Below are 18,137 nucleotides of genomic sequence, written 5' to 3' on the forward strand. Positions count from 1 at the left end.
TATCTCCGGGATTTTGAAGAATTGGACGAGGCATGATTTGCGCCCGCACTCGGGGCGTCCCGGAACGCATCTCAGCCTGAGCGTTCGGTCACCGGAAAGATATAGGCAGCCGCATCCGGAAGACAATCAGACCACACGGACAATCGTCCCCTTGCGAAGATGCGGCAGGAGGCGGCGCATGTCGCCGAGACTCACCGCCACGCAGCCGGCCGTCGGCTCGTAGCCCGGCCGGATGAGATGGAAGAAAATCGCCGAACCGCGGTTGCGCGCCCGGCAGGAGATGTTCCAGTCCATCACCAGGCAGATATCGTAGAGCCCGTCGCTGCGCCGCATCTCCTCGTGGCCGGCGCCGAACGGCGCCCTGACGAGGCGGTTGTAGTTGGCATTGCCGGACTGATCGCACCAGAGCATATCGGCGCGGATCCGGTGGATGGGAAGCGCAGTGGCGAGCCGGCCGTTCCGCTCGCCGCGCCGGAAGCCTGATAGCAGTTTCATCGATGTGATCGGCGTCGCGCCGTCGCCCTCGCGTTTCATCACTGTGCGGCCGGAGCGACCGATGGCAGCCGGAACAGTGATCGTGCCAATGCGCACGATCGCCCGGCTCTTCTTTCCCGGCGCCGGGCGCACCACCACCGTGGACGGCTTCATTCCCCGGCTCCGCCTTGCTTTTTCCATTTTTCTCGCGAGTCTTGCATTGCTTGAGGCTTTGATTGAAATCATATGAAAACCTGCCCGGCAACAGCACCGCCGGCCGATCCTTGCCAAACCCGCAATTTGGCGTAGGACTAGGGGACCTAACATGAGGACGCAACGGCATGACCGCACGCACCATTCTTCTGGTGGATGACGACGAGGACCTTCGGCAGACGCTGACAGAGCAATTGTCGCTTTACGAGGAATTCACGGTTCTGCAGGAAGCCAACGCCGGCAAGGGCGTTGCGACCGCCCGTTCGACACCGGTCGACCTCTTGATCATGGACGTCGGCCTGCCCGATATGGACGGCCGCGAAGCGGTGAAGCTCCTGCGCAAGGGCGGCTTCAAGGCGCCGATCATCATGCTGACCGGCCATGATACCGATTCCGATACGATCCTCGGCCTCGAAGCCGGCGCCAACGATTACGTCACCAAGCCCTTTCGCTTCGCCGTGCTGCTCGCGCGCATCCGCGTGCAACTGCGCCAGCACGAGCAGAGCGAGGACGCGACATTCACCGTCGGCCCCTACCTCTTCAAGCCGAGCCAGAAGCTGCTCACCACCGATAACGGCCAGAAGATCCGCCTGACGGAAAAGGAAGCGGCAATCATCCGCTACCTCTACCGCGCCGAACAGAAAGTCGTCACCCGTGACGTGCTTCTCGAAGAGGTCTGGGGCTATAATTCCGGCGTGACCACGCATACGCTGGAAACCCATGTCTACCGGTTGCGCCAGAAGATCGAGCGCGATCCCTCCAATGCCGAAATCCTGGTGACGGAAAACGGCGGCTACAAGATCATACCCTAGAGCATCTCGGTTTCTCCGAATCACGGAAATGCTCTATCTCTTTATTTTCACGCAGTTCCGCACGCAAACCGCTACGCAGTTTTTGTTGGAGTTGCTCTAAGGCGAAAAGCCCGTATGGCGCTGACGGACGACATTCATCTGCTCTCGCAGCTTCCGCTGTTCAAGGACATGAGCGAGGACCAGCTGCGACTGATCGCTTTCGGCGCCGACCGGCGCATGATCGCCGCCGGCCAGATGCTGTTTCGCCAGGGCGCGCCGGCCGAGAGCGCCTATGTCGTCTTGAGCGGCAGCCTGGAACTCCGCACAACGAGCAGCGACGGCATGCAGCGGGCTGATGCCGTTGCCGGCCGCGGCACGCTGATTTCCGAGCTGGCGCTGGTGACGTTGGTCGAGCGCAAGTTCACCGCGATCGCGCGCGAAGACACCACCATCATCCGCATCACCCGCGCACTGTTCCACCGGCTGATCGAGGAATATCCGGACGCGGCTCGTCTGATCGAAAACCGCATCCGCGATAATCTCGCCGAACTTGCGGCTAAGGCCGCAAGCCAGTTCCATCGGTTCAGCTGATCCACATGGGTGCGATCAGAGACGCGTCAGTCGTAGACGAGGCCGTCGATCGCTGCGGCGAGCTTTGTGAGGTCGGCGGCGTAGAAGCCGGCAGCATTGAGACAGTTCGTCTCGAGCAGCCTCAAGCCCCCTTCCGTACGGCAGACGTCAATGACATAGGCCGGAGAGTAGCCGGGATTGAGGTCGACCATCCTCCGCCCGAATTCGAGCGCGTCGTCATCGATCTCATGGCGGTGGATGACGCGCGATCCTTCTTTGTAAAGCGAATAGGTGACGATCCTGTCGTTGACGGCCCAGAGACGCCATTCGCGCAGGATGCGGACAGGCTTGGTGAACATCAGCAGCGTGTCATGCCGTAGCGATCCCGCCGGGATTTCATCTTCGTCGAGCGCGAGGACCCTCTCGACCATGCGGATGATCTCGCCGGCCGATTTCACGTTGCCGGGCTCGTCGACCGGACGCAAAAACCATTCCCGCCCATCGTCAGCCAGACACGCGGGAACCTCTCGCAGCGTCAGGAATAACGCATCGGCGCCGTTGAGAAGGTAGGGATGCCACACCTTTTCCTCGACAAAGGGACGCAACTTGAACATGCCCGGCCGGTAGCCGTTCGCCTCCGCGTTTCTCCACAGCGTATAGGAACCGAACATCACCACGGCGCTGGGATCGGCGACAACCGGCTCGGGAATGAGCTCGCCGATGAACGGCACAACCTTGTGCCAACTGTAGGGGATACCGAGCCGGTCGAGTGCCTCGGCCAGTTTGTGCGTGTCCTCGAACTCTTGGAGAATCCACTGCATCACAAGTCGAAATGCGCCGTCACCGGCACATGGTCGGAGGGCCGGTCCCAGCCGCGCGCTTCCTTCAGGATCTCGATCCGCTTCAGGTGCGGCCCGAGATCCGATGAGGACCAGATGTGGTCGAGCCGGCGGCCGCGGTCGGCCGCTTCCCAGTCCTTGGCGCGGTAGCTCCACCAGGTATAGAGCTTCTCGCTCGCAGGTACGTGCTGGCGCATGAGATCGAGCCAGGCGCCGCGCTTCATCACCTCGAGCAGCCCGTCGGTTTCGACGGGCGTGTGGCTGACGATCTTCAGCAGCTGCTTGTGCGACCAGACGTCGTGTTCGAGCGGGGCGATGTTGAGGTCACCCACCAGGATGGCCGAGGTATTGGCCTCGCCATTGGCCTTCAGCAGCTTCATCTCCTCGATGAAATCGAGTTTATGGCCGAATTTCGGATTGATCGTCCGGTCCGGCTCGTCGCCGCCGGCCGGGACGTAGAAATTATGCAGCCGGATGCGGCGATTGCCGCGTTCGAAGATTGCCGATATGTGGCGGGCGTCGCCGACGCCGCAATAATCCTGCCGGTGATCTTCGGTCAGCGGAATGCGCGAAGCGATCGCCACGCCGTGATAGCCCTTCTGACCGTGGATGATGATGTGATCGTAGCCCATGGCCCGCAAGGGCGCGGCGGGAAAGAGCTCGTTCGGCACCTTGGTTTCCTGGAGGCAGAGAATATCGGGGCTGTGCTTGAGGACGAGCTGCTCGACGATTGGCATGCGCAGCCGTACCGAATTGATATTCCAGGTCGTAATCGAAAAGCCCATGCGGCAAGCCCTTTCACGCTTTCATGAAAGGGCTTTAGAACAAAGGCGGACCGGAGGGAACCGGGCCGCGTGCAAAAGCGTCAGCAGATCAACCGAAAAGGCTCAGTCGCGCGATTGCGGCGTGCCCGGAATGCTCTCATAGGGAACCCGGAAGACACGGTCGTCGAACTGCACGCCTGTCTTGACGTTGAAGATCATCACCGAGGTGTCCTTGCCTTGATTGTCGGTGATCGTCCACTGACGCAGGTCATAGGTTTTCGGGTCGAACATCATGGTGATGGTCGAGTTTCCGAACACCGTATTGTTGCCGAGCGCGATCGTCGTCAGGTCCGACTCTTCCTTGACGCCCTTCACCATGCCGGCCGACAGGTCGATATGCTGCGCCAGCAGCAGACTGAGCGGGGTCTTGGAGAGCGGATAGAGATCCCAGGTCTTGAGCTTGGTATTGCCGATGGCGACATTCTTGCCGTCGGCGATCACCCGCATCGGTGACGGCTCGTCATAGTTGAAACGCAGCTTGCCGGGGCGCTGGATGAAAAATTTGCCGCCGGTCTGCTCGCCGCGGGGGCCGAACTGCACGAATTCGCCCTGCATCGTCGTGACGCCGGAGAAATGGTCGGCAATCGCCTGCGCCGTGCCGGAGGCAGGCGCCGCCGCCTGCGCGAGAGCACCGAAGGGAATGGCGCTTGCCATCGCAGCGACGGCGAAAGCGCCGAGAAGATCGCGCCGCGTCATCGTCAGGCCGGAGAGGAAGGAATCGGAGTTACGCATCTAAATCTCCTTTATGCGATCTGCATGCTGCCGAAAGGCGGCGTCTTCAAGGCGTTGCGATCGGCCCGCGAGAGGAAACGGCTTTGCTGCGATCAGGTTTCCGCAAAAGCAGCCCCATCTGAAATATATGGCTGTTATGTCAGCGGTCGAGGATGTCGTCTTCTGTGGGAACGAGGATTTCGCGTTTGCCGGCATGGTTGGCCGGCCCGATGATGCCCTCCTTCTCCATCCGCTCGATCAGTGAGGCGGCTCTGTTATAGCCGATGCCGAGCCGGCGCTGCACATAGGAGGTCGAGGCCTTGCCGTCGCGCAGCACGACGGCGACGGCCTGATCATAGGGATCTTCCGAATCCGCAAGGTTCGACGTGCCGGCCGGGCCGCCGCCACCGCCGCCATAATCGCCGTCCTCGTCGTCATCGGCGGTGATCGCATCGAGATATTGCGGCGAGCCCTGCGTCTTCAGGTAGGAGACGATCTCTTCGACCTCGACATCCGAGACGAACGGGCCGTGCACACGCTGGATACGCCCACCGCCCGCCATGTAGAGCATGTCGCCCATGCCGAGCAGCTGCTCGGCGCCCTGTTCGCCGAGAATGGTGCGGCTGTCGATCTTCGAAGTGACCTGGAAGGAAATGCGGGTCGGGAAGTTTGCCTTGATCGTGCCGGTGATGACGTCGACCGACGGGCGCTGCGTCGCCATGATCACATGGATGCCAGCCGCGCGCGCCATCTGCGCCAGGCGCTGGACGGCGCCTTCGATGTCCTTGCCGGCGACCATCATCAGGTCGGCCATTTCGTCGATGATGACGACGATATAGGGCATCGGCCGGAGGTCGAACTCCTCGGTCTCGTACATCGCTTCGCCGGTATGGCGGTCGAAGCCGGTCTGCACCGTGCGCGAGATCGCCTCGCCTTTCGACAAGGCCTGCTCGACGCGGGTATTGAAGCCGTCGATGTTGCGCACACCGATCTTCGACATTTTCTTGTAGCGCTCTTCCATCTCGCGCACGGTCCATTTCAGCGCGACGACCGCCTTTTTCGGATCGGTGACGACGGGCGAAAGCAGGTGCGGAATGCCGTCATAGACGGAGAGTTCCAGCATTTTCGGATCGATCATGATCAGCCGGCACTGTTCCGGCGTCATGCGGTAGAGCAGCGACAGGATCATCGTGTTGATGGCGACCGACTTGCCCGAGCCGGTGGTGCCGGCGACGAGCAGGTGCGGCATCTTGGCCAGGTCGGCGATGACGGCTTCGCCGCCGATCGTCTTGCCGAGCGCCATGGCAAGCTTCGCCTTGCTGCCGTCGAAATCCCGGGAGGCAATCAATTCGCGCAGATAGACGGTCTCGCGCGTCTGGTTCGGCAGTTCGATGCCGATCGCGTTGCGGCCCGGCACGACGGCAACGCGGGCGGCAATGGCGCTCATCGAGCGGGCGATATCGTCGGCGAGGCCGATGACGCGCGACGATTTGATGCCGGGCGCCGGCTCCAGTTCGTAAAGCGTGACGACGGGGCCGGGGCGAACATGGATGATCTCACCCTTGACGCCGAAATCTTCGAGCACGCCCTCCAACATGCGGGCATTCTGCTCCAGCGCGTCGGCCGACAGCGTCGAATCGCGCACCACGTTCCTCGGCTCGGCGAGCAGGTGCATTGAGGGCAGCTGAAAACCCTCGGACCGAATGAATGAACCCTGCGCCTCTCGCTCGACACGGGCGCCGGGTTTGGGCCGTGCGATCGCGGGCACGACACGCGGCTCCGGCTTGCCTGCGGCTTTCGCTGGCGCGCGGATCATCCAGTCGTCGTCATCATCGTCGGGCAGGATATCGGCCGGACGCAGCGGCATGTCGGTATCGAAGGGCGGATCGTCGTCCTCATCCTCGTCGTCGATGGAAAGCGACGGTGCGGCGACGACGCGCCGCGGCGAAGCCGCCCTTGCCCCCATTGAGGGCTCCATCGACGGTTCCATGCGCTCGCCGCGCAGGGCGGCCGCCTTGGCGCGGACCGGTTCGTTCAGCGTGCCGAACTCATCATCGTTGAAATCATAGGGCGATTCGAAATCGCCCTGGCGCCGCTTGCGCGGTCCCATGCCGAAGAGCCGGCGCAGCCGCCCTTGGCTCATGTACCAGGCATGTGTCACCGCGCCGCTGAAAGCGACCCAGCGCGACTCGTCCTCCTCGTCCTCGTCGCCGACGACCCGTGCCCTACTTGGCGTCTCGACGTAATCGTCCTCGATTTCGTCATCCGCTTCGCTGTGGCCGACGAGGCCCGATGCAAAGAGCATCATCCAGGCGGTCGGCACGGCAAAGATGCAGCCGACGACCATGGCGAAGGTGCCGGTGGGATAGGCGCCGACGAAGAGCGCGGGAAAGCGCAGGATCATGTCGCCGACGACGCCACCGATGCCGTTCGGAATCGGCCAGGTGAGCGGCGGCGGGAAACAGCCGATGACGGCGGAGGACAAAACCGAGCCGGCAAGCCAAGCGCCGATGCGGGCGGGAATGCGGCTGAAGGGGCGACCCGAGATCATCGTCAGCGCCCAGGCGACGATCGGCAGCATCGAAACGACGCTGGCAAGTCCGAAGAACTGCATGACGATATCGGCAAAGGCCGCACCGCTATAGCCGAGGATATTCGTCGGCAGGTTGGCGGTGGCGTAGGAATAGCTGGGGTCCTCGACGTTCCATGTCGCCAGCGCCGCGACGCAGAACGCCAGCAACAGAAAGATCGCAAAGCCGATGAGCGCCTGGATCTGCCGCAGCATGAATGCCGAGAAGGAGAACCGATCCGGACGGCCATCCATCGCCGGCGACGTGCTTCTTGCCATGTGTCTAACCCGTCCAATGCCTGAGGGCATGCGAATCACCGAAGCTTCGCCATGCCAAATGCCTCCGCTCTACCTAACCAGAGGCGGGTTAAAGCGATGTTAACCATGCGTGCTTGGACGGCATTCCGGACGGGGGAGATCAAAAAAAGCCCGAACCTGGAAAGGGTTCGGGCCAAATGCGGTTATACTGGGTAGGCCGCGACGGGCCGTGAAGCGACGCCCGTCTGCCGGGCGCCGCAAACCTTATGATCAGGAAGCGTGGTAGGCGGCTTCACCGTGGGTCGAAAGGTCGAGGCCTTCGCGCTCGGCCTCGACTGTGACGCGCAGTCCGACGACGACGTCGACGATCTTGTAGAGGATCGCCGAGCCGATGCCCGACCACAGCAGCGTCGTCAGCACGCCCTTGGCCTGGGCGAGTACCTGGGTCGCCGTGCCGGCATAGGAGGCTGCGAAATCGGCCGTCGAATAATCGACGATGCCTGCACCGCCCAGCGCCGGGTTGACGAGGATGCCGGTGCCGAGAGCGCCGATGATGCCGCCGATGCAATGCACGCCGAAGACGTCGAGGCTGTCGTCGTAGTTGAACTTGTTCTTCACGACGTCGACGAAGAAGTAGCAGACCGGCGAGACGATCAGGCCGAGAACGATCGAGCCCATCGGGCCGGCAAAACCTGCCGCCGGCGTGATGGCGACGAGGCCGGCGACGGCACCGGAAGCACCGCCGAGCATCGAGGCCTTGCCGCGGGCGAGGCTTTCGACGATGCACCAGGACACAGCGGCGGCAGCCGTCGCGACGAAGGTGTTGATCATGGCGAGCGAGGCATAGGCGTTGGCTTCGAGGTTGGAGCCGGCGTTGAAGCCGAACCAGCCGACCCAGAGCAGCGAGGCGCCGACCATGGTCAGCGTCATCGAATGCGGAGCCATGATTTCCTTCTTATAGCCGGTGCGCTTGCCGAGCATGATGGCGCCAACGAGGCCGGCGATACCGGCATTGATGTGGACAACCGTGCCGCCGGCAAAGTCGATTGCGCCGTAGGAGAAGATCAGGCCGGCCGGCGAGGTGTAGGAGCTCGGACCGCCCCAGAACCAGACCATGTGCGCCATCGGGAAGTAGATGAAGGTGACCCAGAGCACGACGAAGAGCATGACGGCCGAGAACTTGATGCGCTCGGCGAATGCGCCGACGATCAGGCCGGGCGTGATGCAGGCGAAGGTCATCTGGAAGACGATGAAGGTATATTCCGGAATGGCGACGCCCTTGGAGAAGGTCTCGGCGAGCGACGAGGTGTTGACGCCGGCAAGGAAGGCCTTGGAGAAGCCGCCGACGAAGCTGTTCAGCGAGCCGCCGTCGGTGAAGGCGAGCGAATAGCCGTAGGTCACCCAGAGCAGCGCCACGACGGCGGTGATCATGAAGACCTGCATCAGCACGGAGAGCATGTTCTTGGCGCGGACGAGACCGCCGTAGAAAAGCGCGAGGCCCGGGATGGTCATCAGCAGGACGAGCGCCGAGGAGACGAGCATCCAGGTATTGTCACCCTTGTCCATGGTGAAGGCAGGAGCAGCGGCAGCAGCAGCCGGCGCAGTCTCCTGCGCAAAAGCGACCGCCGGCGCAAGAAGCGCAGCCGTTGCTGCGCAGACCCGCGCATAGGTGGAGGAAAACTTCGAAATTGACATTGGAAAAAGCTCCTTGATCTGCCGTTCTTACAGCGCTTCTGAATCGGTTTCGCCCGTACGGATGCGCACGGCATGGTCGATCGAATAGACGAAGATCTTGCCGTCACCGATCTGGCCGGTCTTGGCCGACGCCGCGATGGCTTCGACCGCCCTCTCGACAAGTTCCGATGCAACGGCGATTTCGATCTTGAGCTTCGGCAGGAAGCTGACCGCATATTCGGTGCCGCGATAGATTTCGGTATGCCCCTTCTGGCGACCGTAGCCCTTCACTTCGGTCACGGTCAGGCCCTGAATGCCGATCGCCGTAAGCGCTTCGCGGACCTCATCGAGCTTGAACGGCTTGATAATAGCCATCACAATTTTCATCTGGTTTCCCATCCTTCGTTATCCTCGGCGCGGAGCCGACTCTCCTTGCCGCTGACGTTCCTGAACAGCGACCAGCGATATACATTCAAAGGACGTGCCAGATTCGCGCCAAGATATAAGTTATTGAAAAATAAAGATTAAAATAGATGATGCCAATAAACAGGCAGATGACTGACCAATAAGCGCACAAATAATGCCCAAATTTAGAAATATGCCTATTATTTATTCATTTGCCTTTTTACGAATCAAACCCTCCTGGGCGACCGAGGCGATGAGCAGTCCCGACCGGGTAAACAGGCTCCCGCGTGTCAGCCCCCTGGCGCCGGAAGCCGACGGGCTATCCTGCGTGTAGAGCAGCCAGTCGTCGAGCTTGCAGGGCCGATGGAACCACATGGAGTGATCGAGGCTCGCCACCTGCAGGCTCTGATCGAAGATCGACGTACCATGCGCATAAAGCGACGTGTCGAGCAGCGTCATGTCGGAGAGATAGGCAAGGACTGCCGCCTGATAGCGCCGATCTTCGGGAACCGCCCCGGTGGCCCGCACCCAGACGTCCTGCCTGGGATCGAGCTTCCTGTCGGAGAAATAATGGGTCAGCGAGACAGGGCGGATCTCGATCGGCCGCTCGCGCTGCCAGTATGCCCGGATCGCCTCCGACGCATGCGCGAGATATTGTTCCTTGATCTGCTGCTCGCCGAGCAGCGCCTCCGGCATCTGCACCTCGGGCATGGCGATCTGGTGGTCGAAGCCCGGCTCTTCCAGCTGGAAAGAGGCCGACAGCGCGAAGATCGCCCTGCCGTGCTGGATCGCGACGACACGCCTGGTATTGAAGCTCGATCCGTCGCGGATCCGCTCCACCTGATAGATGATCGGCACTGCGGGATCGCCGGGCCGCATGAAATAGGCATGCAGCGAATGGACGAAACGCTCAGCCTCGATGGTGCGCTGCGCCGCCATCAGCGCCTGGCCGATCACCTGCCCGCCGAAGACCCGCTGCCAGCCGGCCTGAGGACTGCGGCCGCGGAAGATGTCGACCTCGATCGGCTCCAGGTCGAGCGTCGCAAGCAGCCTCTCCATCGCCGAAGCCCCTGATGTTTCGCGCGTCATTTTGTATGCCTCCCGGCGGTAGGAAGTGAAGTGGCGATGATCTATATAGATCACATCTGAGGCACAAGGGACGGGAGCGGCGTGATGCTTGATATGCTGGTTGTGGGCGCGGGCTATGTCGGCCTTTCCGCTGCCGTTGCGGTCAAGCAGGCAGCGCCGCATCTGAAAGTCTCGGTGGTCGAGGCCGCACCCGAGCATGCGTGGAAGAACGACACGCGCGCCTCCGCCGTCATCGCCGCCGCGGTGAAGATGCTCGAAATCTTCGGCATCTGGGAGGAGATCGAGCCGGAAGCTCAGCCGATCACCAAGATGATCGTCACCGATTCGAGAACCTCCGACCCGGTGCGCCCAGTTTTCCTCACTTTCGATGGCGAAGTGGCCGAAGGCCGGCCTTTCGCCCACATGATTCCGAACGTCGCCATGGTCGCGGCCCTGCGGGGCGCCTGCGAACGGCTCGGCATCGACATCCGCCACGGACTCGGCGCGACGGAGCTCAAAACTGAGGACAGCCATGCCACCGTCATGCTTTCGGACGGCAGCATACTGGAATCGCGGCTGGTGGTGGCCTGCGACGGTCTGCGCTCGAAGCTGCGTGATCTCGCCGGCATCAGGACCGTCACCTGGGACTACGGCCAGTCCGGCATTGTCGCGACGGTCGAGCACGAGCGGCCGCATGACGGCTGCGCCGAGGAGCATTTCCTCCCGGCCGGCCCCTTCGCCATCCTGCCGCTCAAGAACAACCGTTCTTCCCTGGTCTGGACCGAGCGCACGCATGATGCCGACCGGCTGGTCGCCGCCGACGAGCTGGTCTTCGAAGAAGAGCTGGAACGCCGTTTCGGCCACAAGCTCGGGGCGCTGAAGGTGATCGGCGACAAGCGCGCCTTTCCACTCGGCCTGACGCTTGCCCGCGCCTTCGTCGCCCCGCGTTTCGCGCTTGCCGGCGACGCCGCCCACGGCATCCATCCGATTTCAGGACAAGGCTTGAACCTCGGCTTCAAGGATGTGGCGGCGCTGGCGGAAACCGTCGTGGAAGCCGATCGTCTCGGCCTCGATATCGGTTCGATCAACATTCTCGAGCGCTATCAGACCTGGCGGCGCTTCGACACCTTCCGCATGGGCGTGACGACCGACGTGCTCAACCGGCTCTTCTCCAACGACGCGATGCCGATCCGCGTCGCCCGCGATGTCGGTCTCGGCATTGTCGACCGGCTGCCGCGCCTCAAATCCTTCTTCATCGGCCAGGCGGCCGGAACGACGGCGAAGGACAACCCCCGCCTGCTGACCGGCCAGACGATCTAAAGCGCGTCGCGTCAAATATGATTCATGCGACGCGCTTTAGCCCCTCGTTTTGATGCATGTCGTTATTCCGGAACCGTTGCACGCTTCCGGGCGACATGCATTAGAGACAATGATGAAAAGCGCTACTCGTCGAGGCGCCGCGCCTCGGACACCAGCATGATCGGGATGCCGTCGCGGATCGGATAGGCAAGGCGCGCCTTTTCCGAAACGAGCTCATTGTGCTCGCGGTCATAGGAAAGCCGGCCCTTGGAAAGCGGGCAGACCAGGAGCTCCAACAGTTTCGGATCGACGCGGCTCAGTTTTTCGTCCATGGCCGAAGTTTACTGCAGAACCGTGTCGGAGTCACCGAAGACCCTCGCCAGCACGATTTCGGTAATGGCGATCAGCGTCTCGGCCCGCGTCTTCAGGTCCGGCGCCTCCAGCAGAGCCTGTTTTTCGGCCGGTCCGAAGGGCGACATCATGGCGAGCGAATTGACCAGCGTCAGATTGCTCGCCCGCTCGACGCTTTCCCAGTCGGCTTCCAGCTTGTTGGCATCGAGGTAGGCTTTGAAAGCAGTGAGCAGGGCTGTGCGATCGACCGCCTCCTCCTCGTTCTCCGCCGAGAGGTCGGCGATGAAGGGCGCGATTCGGAAGGTGCGGAAGGGATCGCTGGTCACCTTCTCCCCCAGGAGCCGGAAGCGGCAGACGCCGGTCAGCGACACGATATAGCGCCCGTCGCCGGTCTCGGCGAAGGAGGTGATTCGCCCGAGGCAACCGACGGTGGCAAGACTGGGTTCGTGCCCCTTTTCCTCATGTTCGCCGAGCGCCGGCTGCACCATGCCGATCAGCCGGTTTCCGGCAAGCGCTGCATCCAGCATCGCCAGATAGCGCGGCTCGAAGATGTTGAGAGGAAGCTGTCCGGCCGGCAGGAGGAGGGCCCCGGGCAGCGGGAAGACGGCGATGGCATCGGGCAGATCGCCCGGCTTCAGGTATCTGGCATTACCGACTTGCATGAAACCGTCCCGCATTCTTGTAAACGGGCATGCCCGTTCTGACGAGAATGTGGTGCCCCCGCCCGAAAACGCAAGGGCCGATATTCTAATCTTAGGAGAACAGCATCGCCGAAAGCTTGCGGCGGGCGGCAACCGTCGCCGGATCCTTGAAACCCCAGACCTCGAAGAACTGCAGCAGCTGGCGGCGCGCGCCGTCATCGTCGAAGCCGCGGTCCTTGCGCATGATCTGAAGCAGATGTTCGGCCGCCTCGTCGCGCCGGCCTTCGACATTGAGGATCTTGGCGAGCTTCAGCCGCGTTTCGTGATCGTCAGGATTGGCAGCCAGGTCACGCTCGAGCGCTACGGGATCGCCGAGCTTGCGCGCCTCCTCGATCTGGTCGAGCTTCTTCAAGACCGCCTGGATGCCCGCATCTCTAGCGAGTTCCTCCGGCAGATTGGACAGTGTTTCGCGCGCCCGCTGGTGCTGGTTTGCGGCGATCATGCATTCGGCCATTCCGGCAAGCGCCTTGGCATTCTCGGGATCGGCCTGCATGACGGCGCCGTAAAGCTGCGCGGCCTCGTTGAGGTTGCCGGCGGCAAGCAGTTCCGCCGCCTCCGCCAGAACGGCTTCGATTTCGGCGGCCTCATCGGCGCCGGCCGGTCCGGCGATCCGGTCGATGAACTGGGTGATCTGGCTTTCCGGCACCGCGCCCATGAAACCGTCGGCCGGGCGACCGTTGACGAAGGCGATGACGGCGGGGATAGATTGGATGCCGAGCTGGCCGGCAATCGAGGGATGGTCGTCAATGTTCATCTTGACCAGCCGAACGCGGCCCTTGGCCTCGTTGACAACCTTCTCCAGGACCGGTGTCAGCTGCTTGCACGGCCCGCACCAGGGCGCCCAGAAATCGACCAGCACCGGCTGTTTGCGCGATTCCTCGATGACGTCCTTACCGAAATTCGCCGTCGTCGTGTCGGTGACATAGCTGCCGCCCGCCGCCGGTGCAGGCTGAGCGCCGAAGCTTGTCGTTGCCGACATCTGATTTCCGAAGGAACCGTTATAGGGGTTGTTGCTGCCGCTCATAGGTATCTCCCGCCGCGCCGATCCTGCCGGCATCATTGTAGCGCTAAAATCGTATGTCAGGACGTCACTTTCAAGACAAGCGGCTTATGTCCGGTCGCCTCCATGAAACGGACAAGGTCGCCGCTTGCAATCGATGTGGTCGCATCGTTGGCGAGCGGATGGCAGTTGACGACCTCTTCAGCCATCAGATCGGCATCGAGCACGAAAGTGACATTTCCTGCCGTATCGTTGATCGCGCCGAAGGCGGTGACCGCGCCGGGAATGACGCCGAGATACTCCATGAGCTTCTCGGCCCTGCCGAAGGAGACCCGGCCGGAGCCGCCGATGATGGTGTGCACCTGCTTGAGGTCGACCTCGGCATTCTCCTCAACGGTCAGGAGAAAATACCTGTCCTTCTTGTCCTTGATGAAGAGATTCTTGGTGTGGCCGCCGGGGATCTCGTCGCGCAGCGCAACCGATTCGGCCACGGTGAAAACAGGCGCGTGATCGACCGTCTTATGGGCAATGCCGAGCCCGTCGAGGAAGGCAAACAGATCGTCTTTCGTCTTGGGCATGTTTTCGGGCATCAGGCAATCCGTTGGTAGCGATGAAAAGCGAGGCGTCCTGATTAAGTCCGTCCACATCATTTGGCAATCTTCGTCACCGACGCCCTCCCCCCACATTTGCGGCCTTTCCGCCGGCCTCATGCGACCGCACGAATTTTTCTTCCTCTCTTCGTCATTTCCCTGTTGCATTTGAAAATCCGTTAGGCCATATAGCGCCCGTCGCCACGAGGCGGCGCCCACGGTCCAACGACTACCCCGGACCGATGCGGATTGAGCGGGTGTAGCTCAGGGGTAGAGCACAACCTTGCCAAGGTTGGGGTCGAGGGTTCGAATCCCTTCGCCCGCTCCAGTTTTCCCAGGTTCATTCCGAAGACATGATAGCAGGCTGTCCATGTGACATGGACAACGTCGTTCTGATGGGTCTTATGCCAAACGCTCGTCGCTGCCTGCTCTCGGCATAGGTGGCGTCAGTCACCTCATGGCGATGTCCTTTCCGTTCGTAAATCGCCATATCCGGCCTAACGTATCAAGCTCCAGAAGCCATGCTTCGTTCCATGTTGGCGCTTGAGCTCGGCGATATAGGCATCGTGAGGCAGGGCGCTGCCGAAATCGTCGATATGAGGCGCGAGCGAGGCGCATTCCGCCAGGTGGCGCGCGGCATGCCTGTAACGGCTGGACCGGCCGTAATCGAGAGCGAAGCCGATCATCGACCGCAGCAGCATCGTTGCCGCGAGCGGGTGCTTCTCCTGCAGCATTTCGGCGGCCGGCGTCATCAGTTCATAAAGGTCGCCGTCCAGTTCCGCCTGGCGCCTGGAGACGAGTTTGGCTGCGTCGGCAGGTGCGGGCCAGGCGAGGAAAAAGGCCAGGGCTCGATGAACATCGGGAAAGCCGTGTGCGAAGGCGAATGCTTTCTCCTCGGCCTCGATGTCGTCGAAATCGGCGAGCTTTCGCAGGAAAGCGCGAAGGTGCTCCACGTTCAGCGACTGCTCGAAGCATTGCCATCGATACGCCTGCGCTTCCTCCCTCCGTCCGAGCGCTTCGAGCGTTTCGGCGCGGGCTTCCTGCCATTCAAAAGGCATTTCGAACCGGTGATCGACGCCGTCCAAAATCCTCAATGCTTCCTCGGCGCGTCCGGCCAACAGCAAGCGGTCGGAAATCGCGATCGCGACCATCGGCGCCCTTAAGGTCTCTTCCGGCTGCTGGGCGATGAAGGCATCGACATCATCCTGGGCATCGGCAATTTCCTGCAAAGCCATGCGCGCCGTCAGTCGCCGATCTTTGGCATAGATCTCGTCCTGGTAGATCGGACCGCTGCCGCCCCAGCCGAGAATTTCCCGGTCGGCATCGGCGGGCTTCTCCTCCGCTTCGTTCGACCATTGCACCAGGAGGCTTTTCAAACGTTCCAGGCCTTCCTTGCCCAGCGCCGGAACCATCTCGGCGATCAGCGGGTCATATTGGCCGTAGTCATTATCCTGCAACGCAGTGAAGACCTTGTCGGCAAGGACATCGATACCGATCCCCGCGGAGCTGGCGATGACGCCGGCATCGGCGCATGCCTGATGAAACATCTCGATGAAGGCTGTGTCGTTGCTGTTGGATCGGTGGAATATCGAATCGGCAACGGCAAGGAATTGCCAGATGAGATCGAACGCTTCCTTCGGATCGTCGGCGGCCACGATGGTGACGATCGCGGATCGTTGCGCTTCGAGGTCCGCGTTGACGGTTTTTACCTTATGCCATTCAATGACGCTCTGCGCTCGTGCAATGCTGCCGAGGCGCTTGCGGATCTCACGCGCGACCTCGGTGCTGCCCTGACTACCGGCCAGCTCCATGCGAAGCCGCCGTTTATGGGCGGCGCTGCCGGTACTGATTTCGATCAGCAGTTCGGCGAGACGTTGTGCACCGAGAGCTTCCAAATTCTTGGCGTTGAGAGTCGTCTTTGCTGCCATGGGTCACCGCTGTTGTTTCGCGCCGACCCTAACCCGGTATTCAAATCAGTCCACGGTGCCGAGGCGGGCGCAAGTATATCGTATCGCGAATTCGTATGACTTTATCGGCGGTTAGTCTCGCCGAATCATGGCCGTTAGCCAAAAAATAACGCTGCCTCGTAACGACTCCTAAAGCCCGCTTTGGCACCTTGTTGCCCATCGATATTTGCTTCCAAATTTTTCGGCTGGGGTTGGTTATGAGTCACACTAAGGACGCCTGGGTCAGCCAGCGCGCTTATTCGCTGTGGGAATCGGAAGGCCGGCCGGATGGGCGCGGGGAAAGCCATTGGGCGCAGGCGCTCAAGGAATTCGAGCAGCTGGAGCTGACGAAGGCTTCGCCCGACGGAAACGATCTCATCGAGAAGCTGAAGGCCGCCGGGCGGCTGATGCGAGTTGTGCCCCCTGCTGAGAACGGCCTGCAGCTGAAAGCGGCGCGTTAGGCGATTGCCAATTCCCGTGCGCCGAAATAGTCAGCGGCAATCCAGGCGCATGACCGGCCTCGTCGGCAGTCGTCTTGCGACTTCGACGAAACCGGCATCCAGAAATATCGAAAGCGTTCCGGGGTAAAGGTCGCTTGCCCCGACGCGCGGATCTGGTCGACGGGATAGGTCTCGAGACATTCAGCCCCGTTTGCCCGGGCAAATTCGACGGCCTGTTTCAAAAGCAAACGAGACAGGCCCTGCCGCCGGAACGGTTTGCGGACGATGAAGCAATTGATCGACCAGACCGGCCTGTCATCACCGGAGTGAAGGGTTTTGACCGGCGCAGCCGGTCGAACACCGCGCGCGGCGCCACACCGCACCATCCGGCCGGCTCGTCGTCGTGATAGCCGAGAATGCCCGGCGGACGCGGCTAGGTGACAAGATCCCGAAACCAGCTGCGATTTCACTCACCCCATCCCGCCTTGTAATCGGCATTTGGAAGATACCAGTAGGCGCAGCGGCAATTCCGCCCCCCCACACAATCGTCGAAGATCGATTCGATATCGGTCAGGAGATCGGCAGTGGCAAGGACGAAAGAGAAGCGATCCGGCATGCCGGCAAGTTATGGCGCAGGCGGGCGACCGGCAAGCGGCCGTCCTTGTGGCCTCTCCCAAATCTACCGGCGGGCGGCCCATCCGAGGCCGCGCCGCAGGATCAGCGGCATGTAGGGATGGTCGAATTCGGCCGCGACATGGCCGAGAGCAGAATAGAAGATGCGGCCGGCGCCGAAATGGCGCTTGAAGACAACAGGCATCACGACATTGCGGGCCGCCGGATCGTATGCGCCGGTGAAGGTCGTGGTCGCCAGGATTTCGACGGTGGGATCGTAATGCAGGTAATATTGCTCCGAATGGTAGTCGAAATCGGGAATGCCCTCCATGATCGGATCGTCCTGACGGCTGACCGCGACGCGGAAGTCGATAATGTTGCCGGGATGGGCGACCCATGTGACGCCGGAGACATAGCGGAAAGGCGCGCTTTCCTTGAAGGAAGTGGCAAGCGCACCGTGATGGCCGGCAAGCCCGAGCCCGCCGCGCACCGCTTCGACCAGGCCAAGGGCATGATCCTTCTCAAGCTTTTCGCCAGTGATGATCGGCACCAGCAGATCAGCTTTCGCGAGCGTCGGAGATCCGAATATGCCGAGATCGCCGGTCACCTCGACTGCAAAGCCGACCTCGCGCAGGAGATCGGCGACGATATGGGCGCATTGCTCCGGCTCATGACCCTGCCAGCCGCCCCAAACGACCAATGCCTTCCTCATTCACGCGCTCCCTGGCTGATTGTGCGGACCGTTGCATCACGTGGTGTGAAAGCCCTTAAAATGGGCCGTTATGCAAATCACGCGAATAAT

The 18,137-nt window shown here is 61.7% G+C and carries 18 protein-coding genes, 1 tRNA gene and 1 pseudogene; 5 read left to right on the plus strand and 15 right to left on the minus strand.

The features are described from left to right. Positions 1-126: 126 nt before the first annotated feature. Complete coding sequence (locus GGI60_RS18190) at positions 127-648, minus strand: L,D-transpeptidase (protein ID WP_183917442.1); 522 nt, start codon at positions 646-648, stop codon at positions 127-129. Positions 649-815: 167 nt separating this feature from the next. Between GGI60_RS18190 and GGI60_RS18195 the strand changes: the two genes are divergently transcribed. Both GGI60_RS18195 and GGI60_RS18200 read left to right on the plus strand, forming a co-directional pair. After that, a complete protein-coding gene (locus GGI60_RS18195) occupies positions 816-1,499 on the plus strand; it encodes a response regulator transcription factor (protein WP_011427159.1) in 684 nt (227 codons plus the stop codon). A gap of 114 nt (positions 1,500-1,613) precedes the next feature. Further along, positions 1,614-2,069, plus strand: coding sequence for a cyclic nucleotide-binding domain-containing protein (locus tag GGI60_RS18200; protein ID WP_183917444.1), 456 nt, complete (start codon positions 1,614-1,616; stop codon positions 2,067-2,069). Between the two features lie 26 nt (positions 2,070-2,095). Here the strand turns inward: GGI60_RS18200 and GGI60_RS18205 are convergent, their stop codons facing one another. The 7 genes from GGI60_RS18205 to tesB form a co-directional block, all read right to left on the minus strand. After that, a complete protein-coding gene (locus GGI60_RS18205; protein ID WP_183917446.1) occupies positions 2,096-2,869 on the minus strand; it encodes an ATP-grasp domain-containing protein in 774 nt (257 codons plus the stop codon). Then, complete coding sequence (locus GGI60_RS18210) at positions 2,869-3,672, minus strand: exodeoxyribonuclease III (RefSeq protein WP_183917449.1); 804 nt, start codon at positions 3,670-3,672, stop codon at positions 2,869-2,871. The genes GGI60_RS18205 and GGI60_RS18210 overlap by 1 nt, the downstream gene beginning before the upstream one ends. A 102-nt stretch (positions 3,673-3,774) precedes the next feature. Further along, the gene (locus GGI60_RS18215; RefSeq protein ID WP_183917450.1) at positions 3,775-4,443 is read right to left on the minus strand and encodes an outer membrane lipoprotein carrier protein LolA; all 669 of its coding nucleotides are present in this window, start codon (positions 4,441-4,443) and stop codon (positions 3,775-3,777) included. A 139-nt stretch (positions 4,444-4,582) separates the two neighbouring features. After that, on the minus strand, positions 4,583-7,270 hold the full coding sequence (locus GGI60_RS18220) for an FtsK/SpoIIIE family DNA translocase (protein WP_183917453.1): 2,688 nt from the start codon (positions 7,268-7,270) through the stop codon (positions 4,583-4,585). A 249-nt stretch (positions 7,271-7,519) separates the two neighbouring features. Further along, positions 7,520-8,944 carry an ammonium transporter gene (locus GGI60_RS18225; protein ID WP_183917455.1) on the minus strand — a complete coding sequence of 475 codons (1,425 nt, stop codon included), beginning with the start codon at positions 8,942-8,944 and terminating at the stop codon, positions 7,520-7,522. A gap of 27 nt (positions 8,945-8,971) precedes the next feature. Further along, positions 8,972-9,322, minus strand: coding sequence for a P-II family nitrogen regulator (locus GGI60_RS18230; protein WP_275619775.1), 351 nt, complete (start codon positions 9,320-9,322; stop codon positions 8,972-8,974). A gap of 210 nt (positions 9,323-9,532) precedes the next feature. Continuing rightward, positions 9,533-10,417 (minus strand): acyl-CoA thioesterase II, encoded by an 885-nt coding sequence (gene tesB, locus GGI60_RS18235; RefSeq protein ID WP_183917458.1) that lies wholly within the window; start codon positions 10,415-10,417, stop codon positions 9,533-9,535. Positions 10,418-10,501: 84 nt separating this feature from the next. Between tesB and GGI60_RS18240 the strand changes: the two genes are divergently transcribed. Then, positions 10,502-11,716 carry a ubiquinone biosynthesis hydroxylase gene (locus GGI60_RS18240; protein ID WP_183917460.1) on the plus strand — a complete coding sequence of 405 codons (1,215 nt, stop codon included), beginning with the start codon at positions 10,502-10,504 and terminating at the stop codon, positions 11,714-11,716. Positions 11,717-11,838: 122 nt separating this feature from the next. Here the strand turns inward: GGI60_RS18240 and GGI60_RS18245 are convergent, their stop codons facing one another. The 4 genes from GGI60_RS18245 to GGI60_RS18260 all read right to left on the minus strand — a co-directional run bounded on the left by GGI60_RS18245 (position 11,839) and on the right by GGI60_RS18260 (position 14,337). Continuing rightward, positions 11,839-12,027 carry a Trm112 family protein gene (locus GGI60_RS18245; protein WP_010034724.1) on the minus strand — a complete coding sequence of 63 codons (189 nt, stop codon included), beginning with the start codon at positions 12,025-12,027 and terminating at the stop codon, positions 11,839-11,841. A gap of 9 nt (positions 12,028-12,036) precedes the next feature. Then, entirely contained in the window at positions 12,037-12,723 is a 687-nt protein-coding gene (locus GGI60_RS18250; RefSeq protein ID WP_183917462.1) for an LON peptidase substrate-binding domain-containing protein, read from the minus strand. A gap of 76 nt (positions 12,724-12,799) precedes the next feature. Continuing rightward, positions 12,800-13,771, minus strand: coding sequence for a thioredoxin (trxA, locus tag GGI60_RS18255; RefSeq protein WP_183917464.1), 972 nt, complete (start codon positions 13,769-13,771; stop codon positions 12,800-12,802). Between the two features lie 56 nt (positions 13,772-13,827). Continuing rightward, complete coding sequence (locus GGI60_RS18260) at positions 13,828-14,337, minus strand: prolyl-tRNA synthetase associated domain-containing protein (protein ID WP_183917467.1); 510 nt, start codon at positions 14,335-14,337, stop codon at positions 13,828-13,830. Between the two features lie 253 nt (positions 14,338-14,590). Here GGI60_RS18260 and GGI60_RS18265 point away from each other — a divergent pair. After that, positions 14,591-14,665: transfer RNA gene (locus tag GGI60_RS18265), tRNA-Gly, on the plus strand. Positions 14,666-14,834: 169 nt separating this feature from the next. Here the strand turns inward: GGI60_RS18265 and GGI60_RS18270 are convergent. Beyond that, positions 14,835-16,265: a DUF6880 family protein gene (locus GGI60_RS18270; protein WP_183917469.1), complete on the minus strand. Its 1,431-nt coding sequence runs from the start codon at positions 16,263-16,265 to the stop codon at positions 14,835-14,837. A gap of 236 nt (positions 16,266-16,501) precedes the next feature. On the opposite strand from GGI60_RS18270, the gene GGI60_RS18275 reads away from it, so the two are divergent. Continuing rightward, complete coding sequence (locus GGI60_RS18275) at positions 16,502-16,744, plus strand: DUF2934 domain-containing protein (RefSeq protein ID WP_183917471.1); 243 nt, start codon at positions 16,502-16,504, stop codon at positions 16,742-16,744. A 30-nt stretch (positions 16,745-16,774) separates the two neighbouring features. Here GGI60_RS18275 and GGI60_RS18280 read toward each other — a convergent pair. Continuing rightward, positions 16,775-17,339 (minus strand): annotated as a pseudogene (locus GGI60_RS18280) (GNAT family N-acetyltransferase). Positions 17,340-17,402: 63 nt separating this feature from the next. Continuing rightward, the gene (locus GGI60_RS18285; protein ID WP_183917473.1) at positions 17,403-18,047 is read right to left on the minus strand and encodes a ThuA domain-containing protein; all 645 of its coding nucleotides are present in this window, start codon (positions 18,045-18,047) and stop codon (positions 17,403-17,405) included. Positions 18,048-18,137 lie beyond the last annotated feature (90 nt).

Origin of the sequence: Rhizobium lentis (genome assembly GCF_014200175.1) — a bacterium.
GTDB classification, from domain to species: Bacteria; Pseudomonadota; Alphaproteobacteria; order Rhizobiales; family Rhizobiaceae; genus Rhizobium; species Rhizobium mulingense.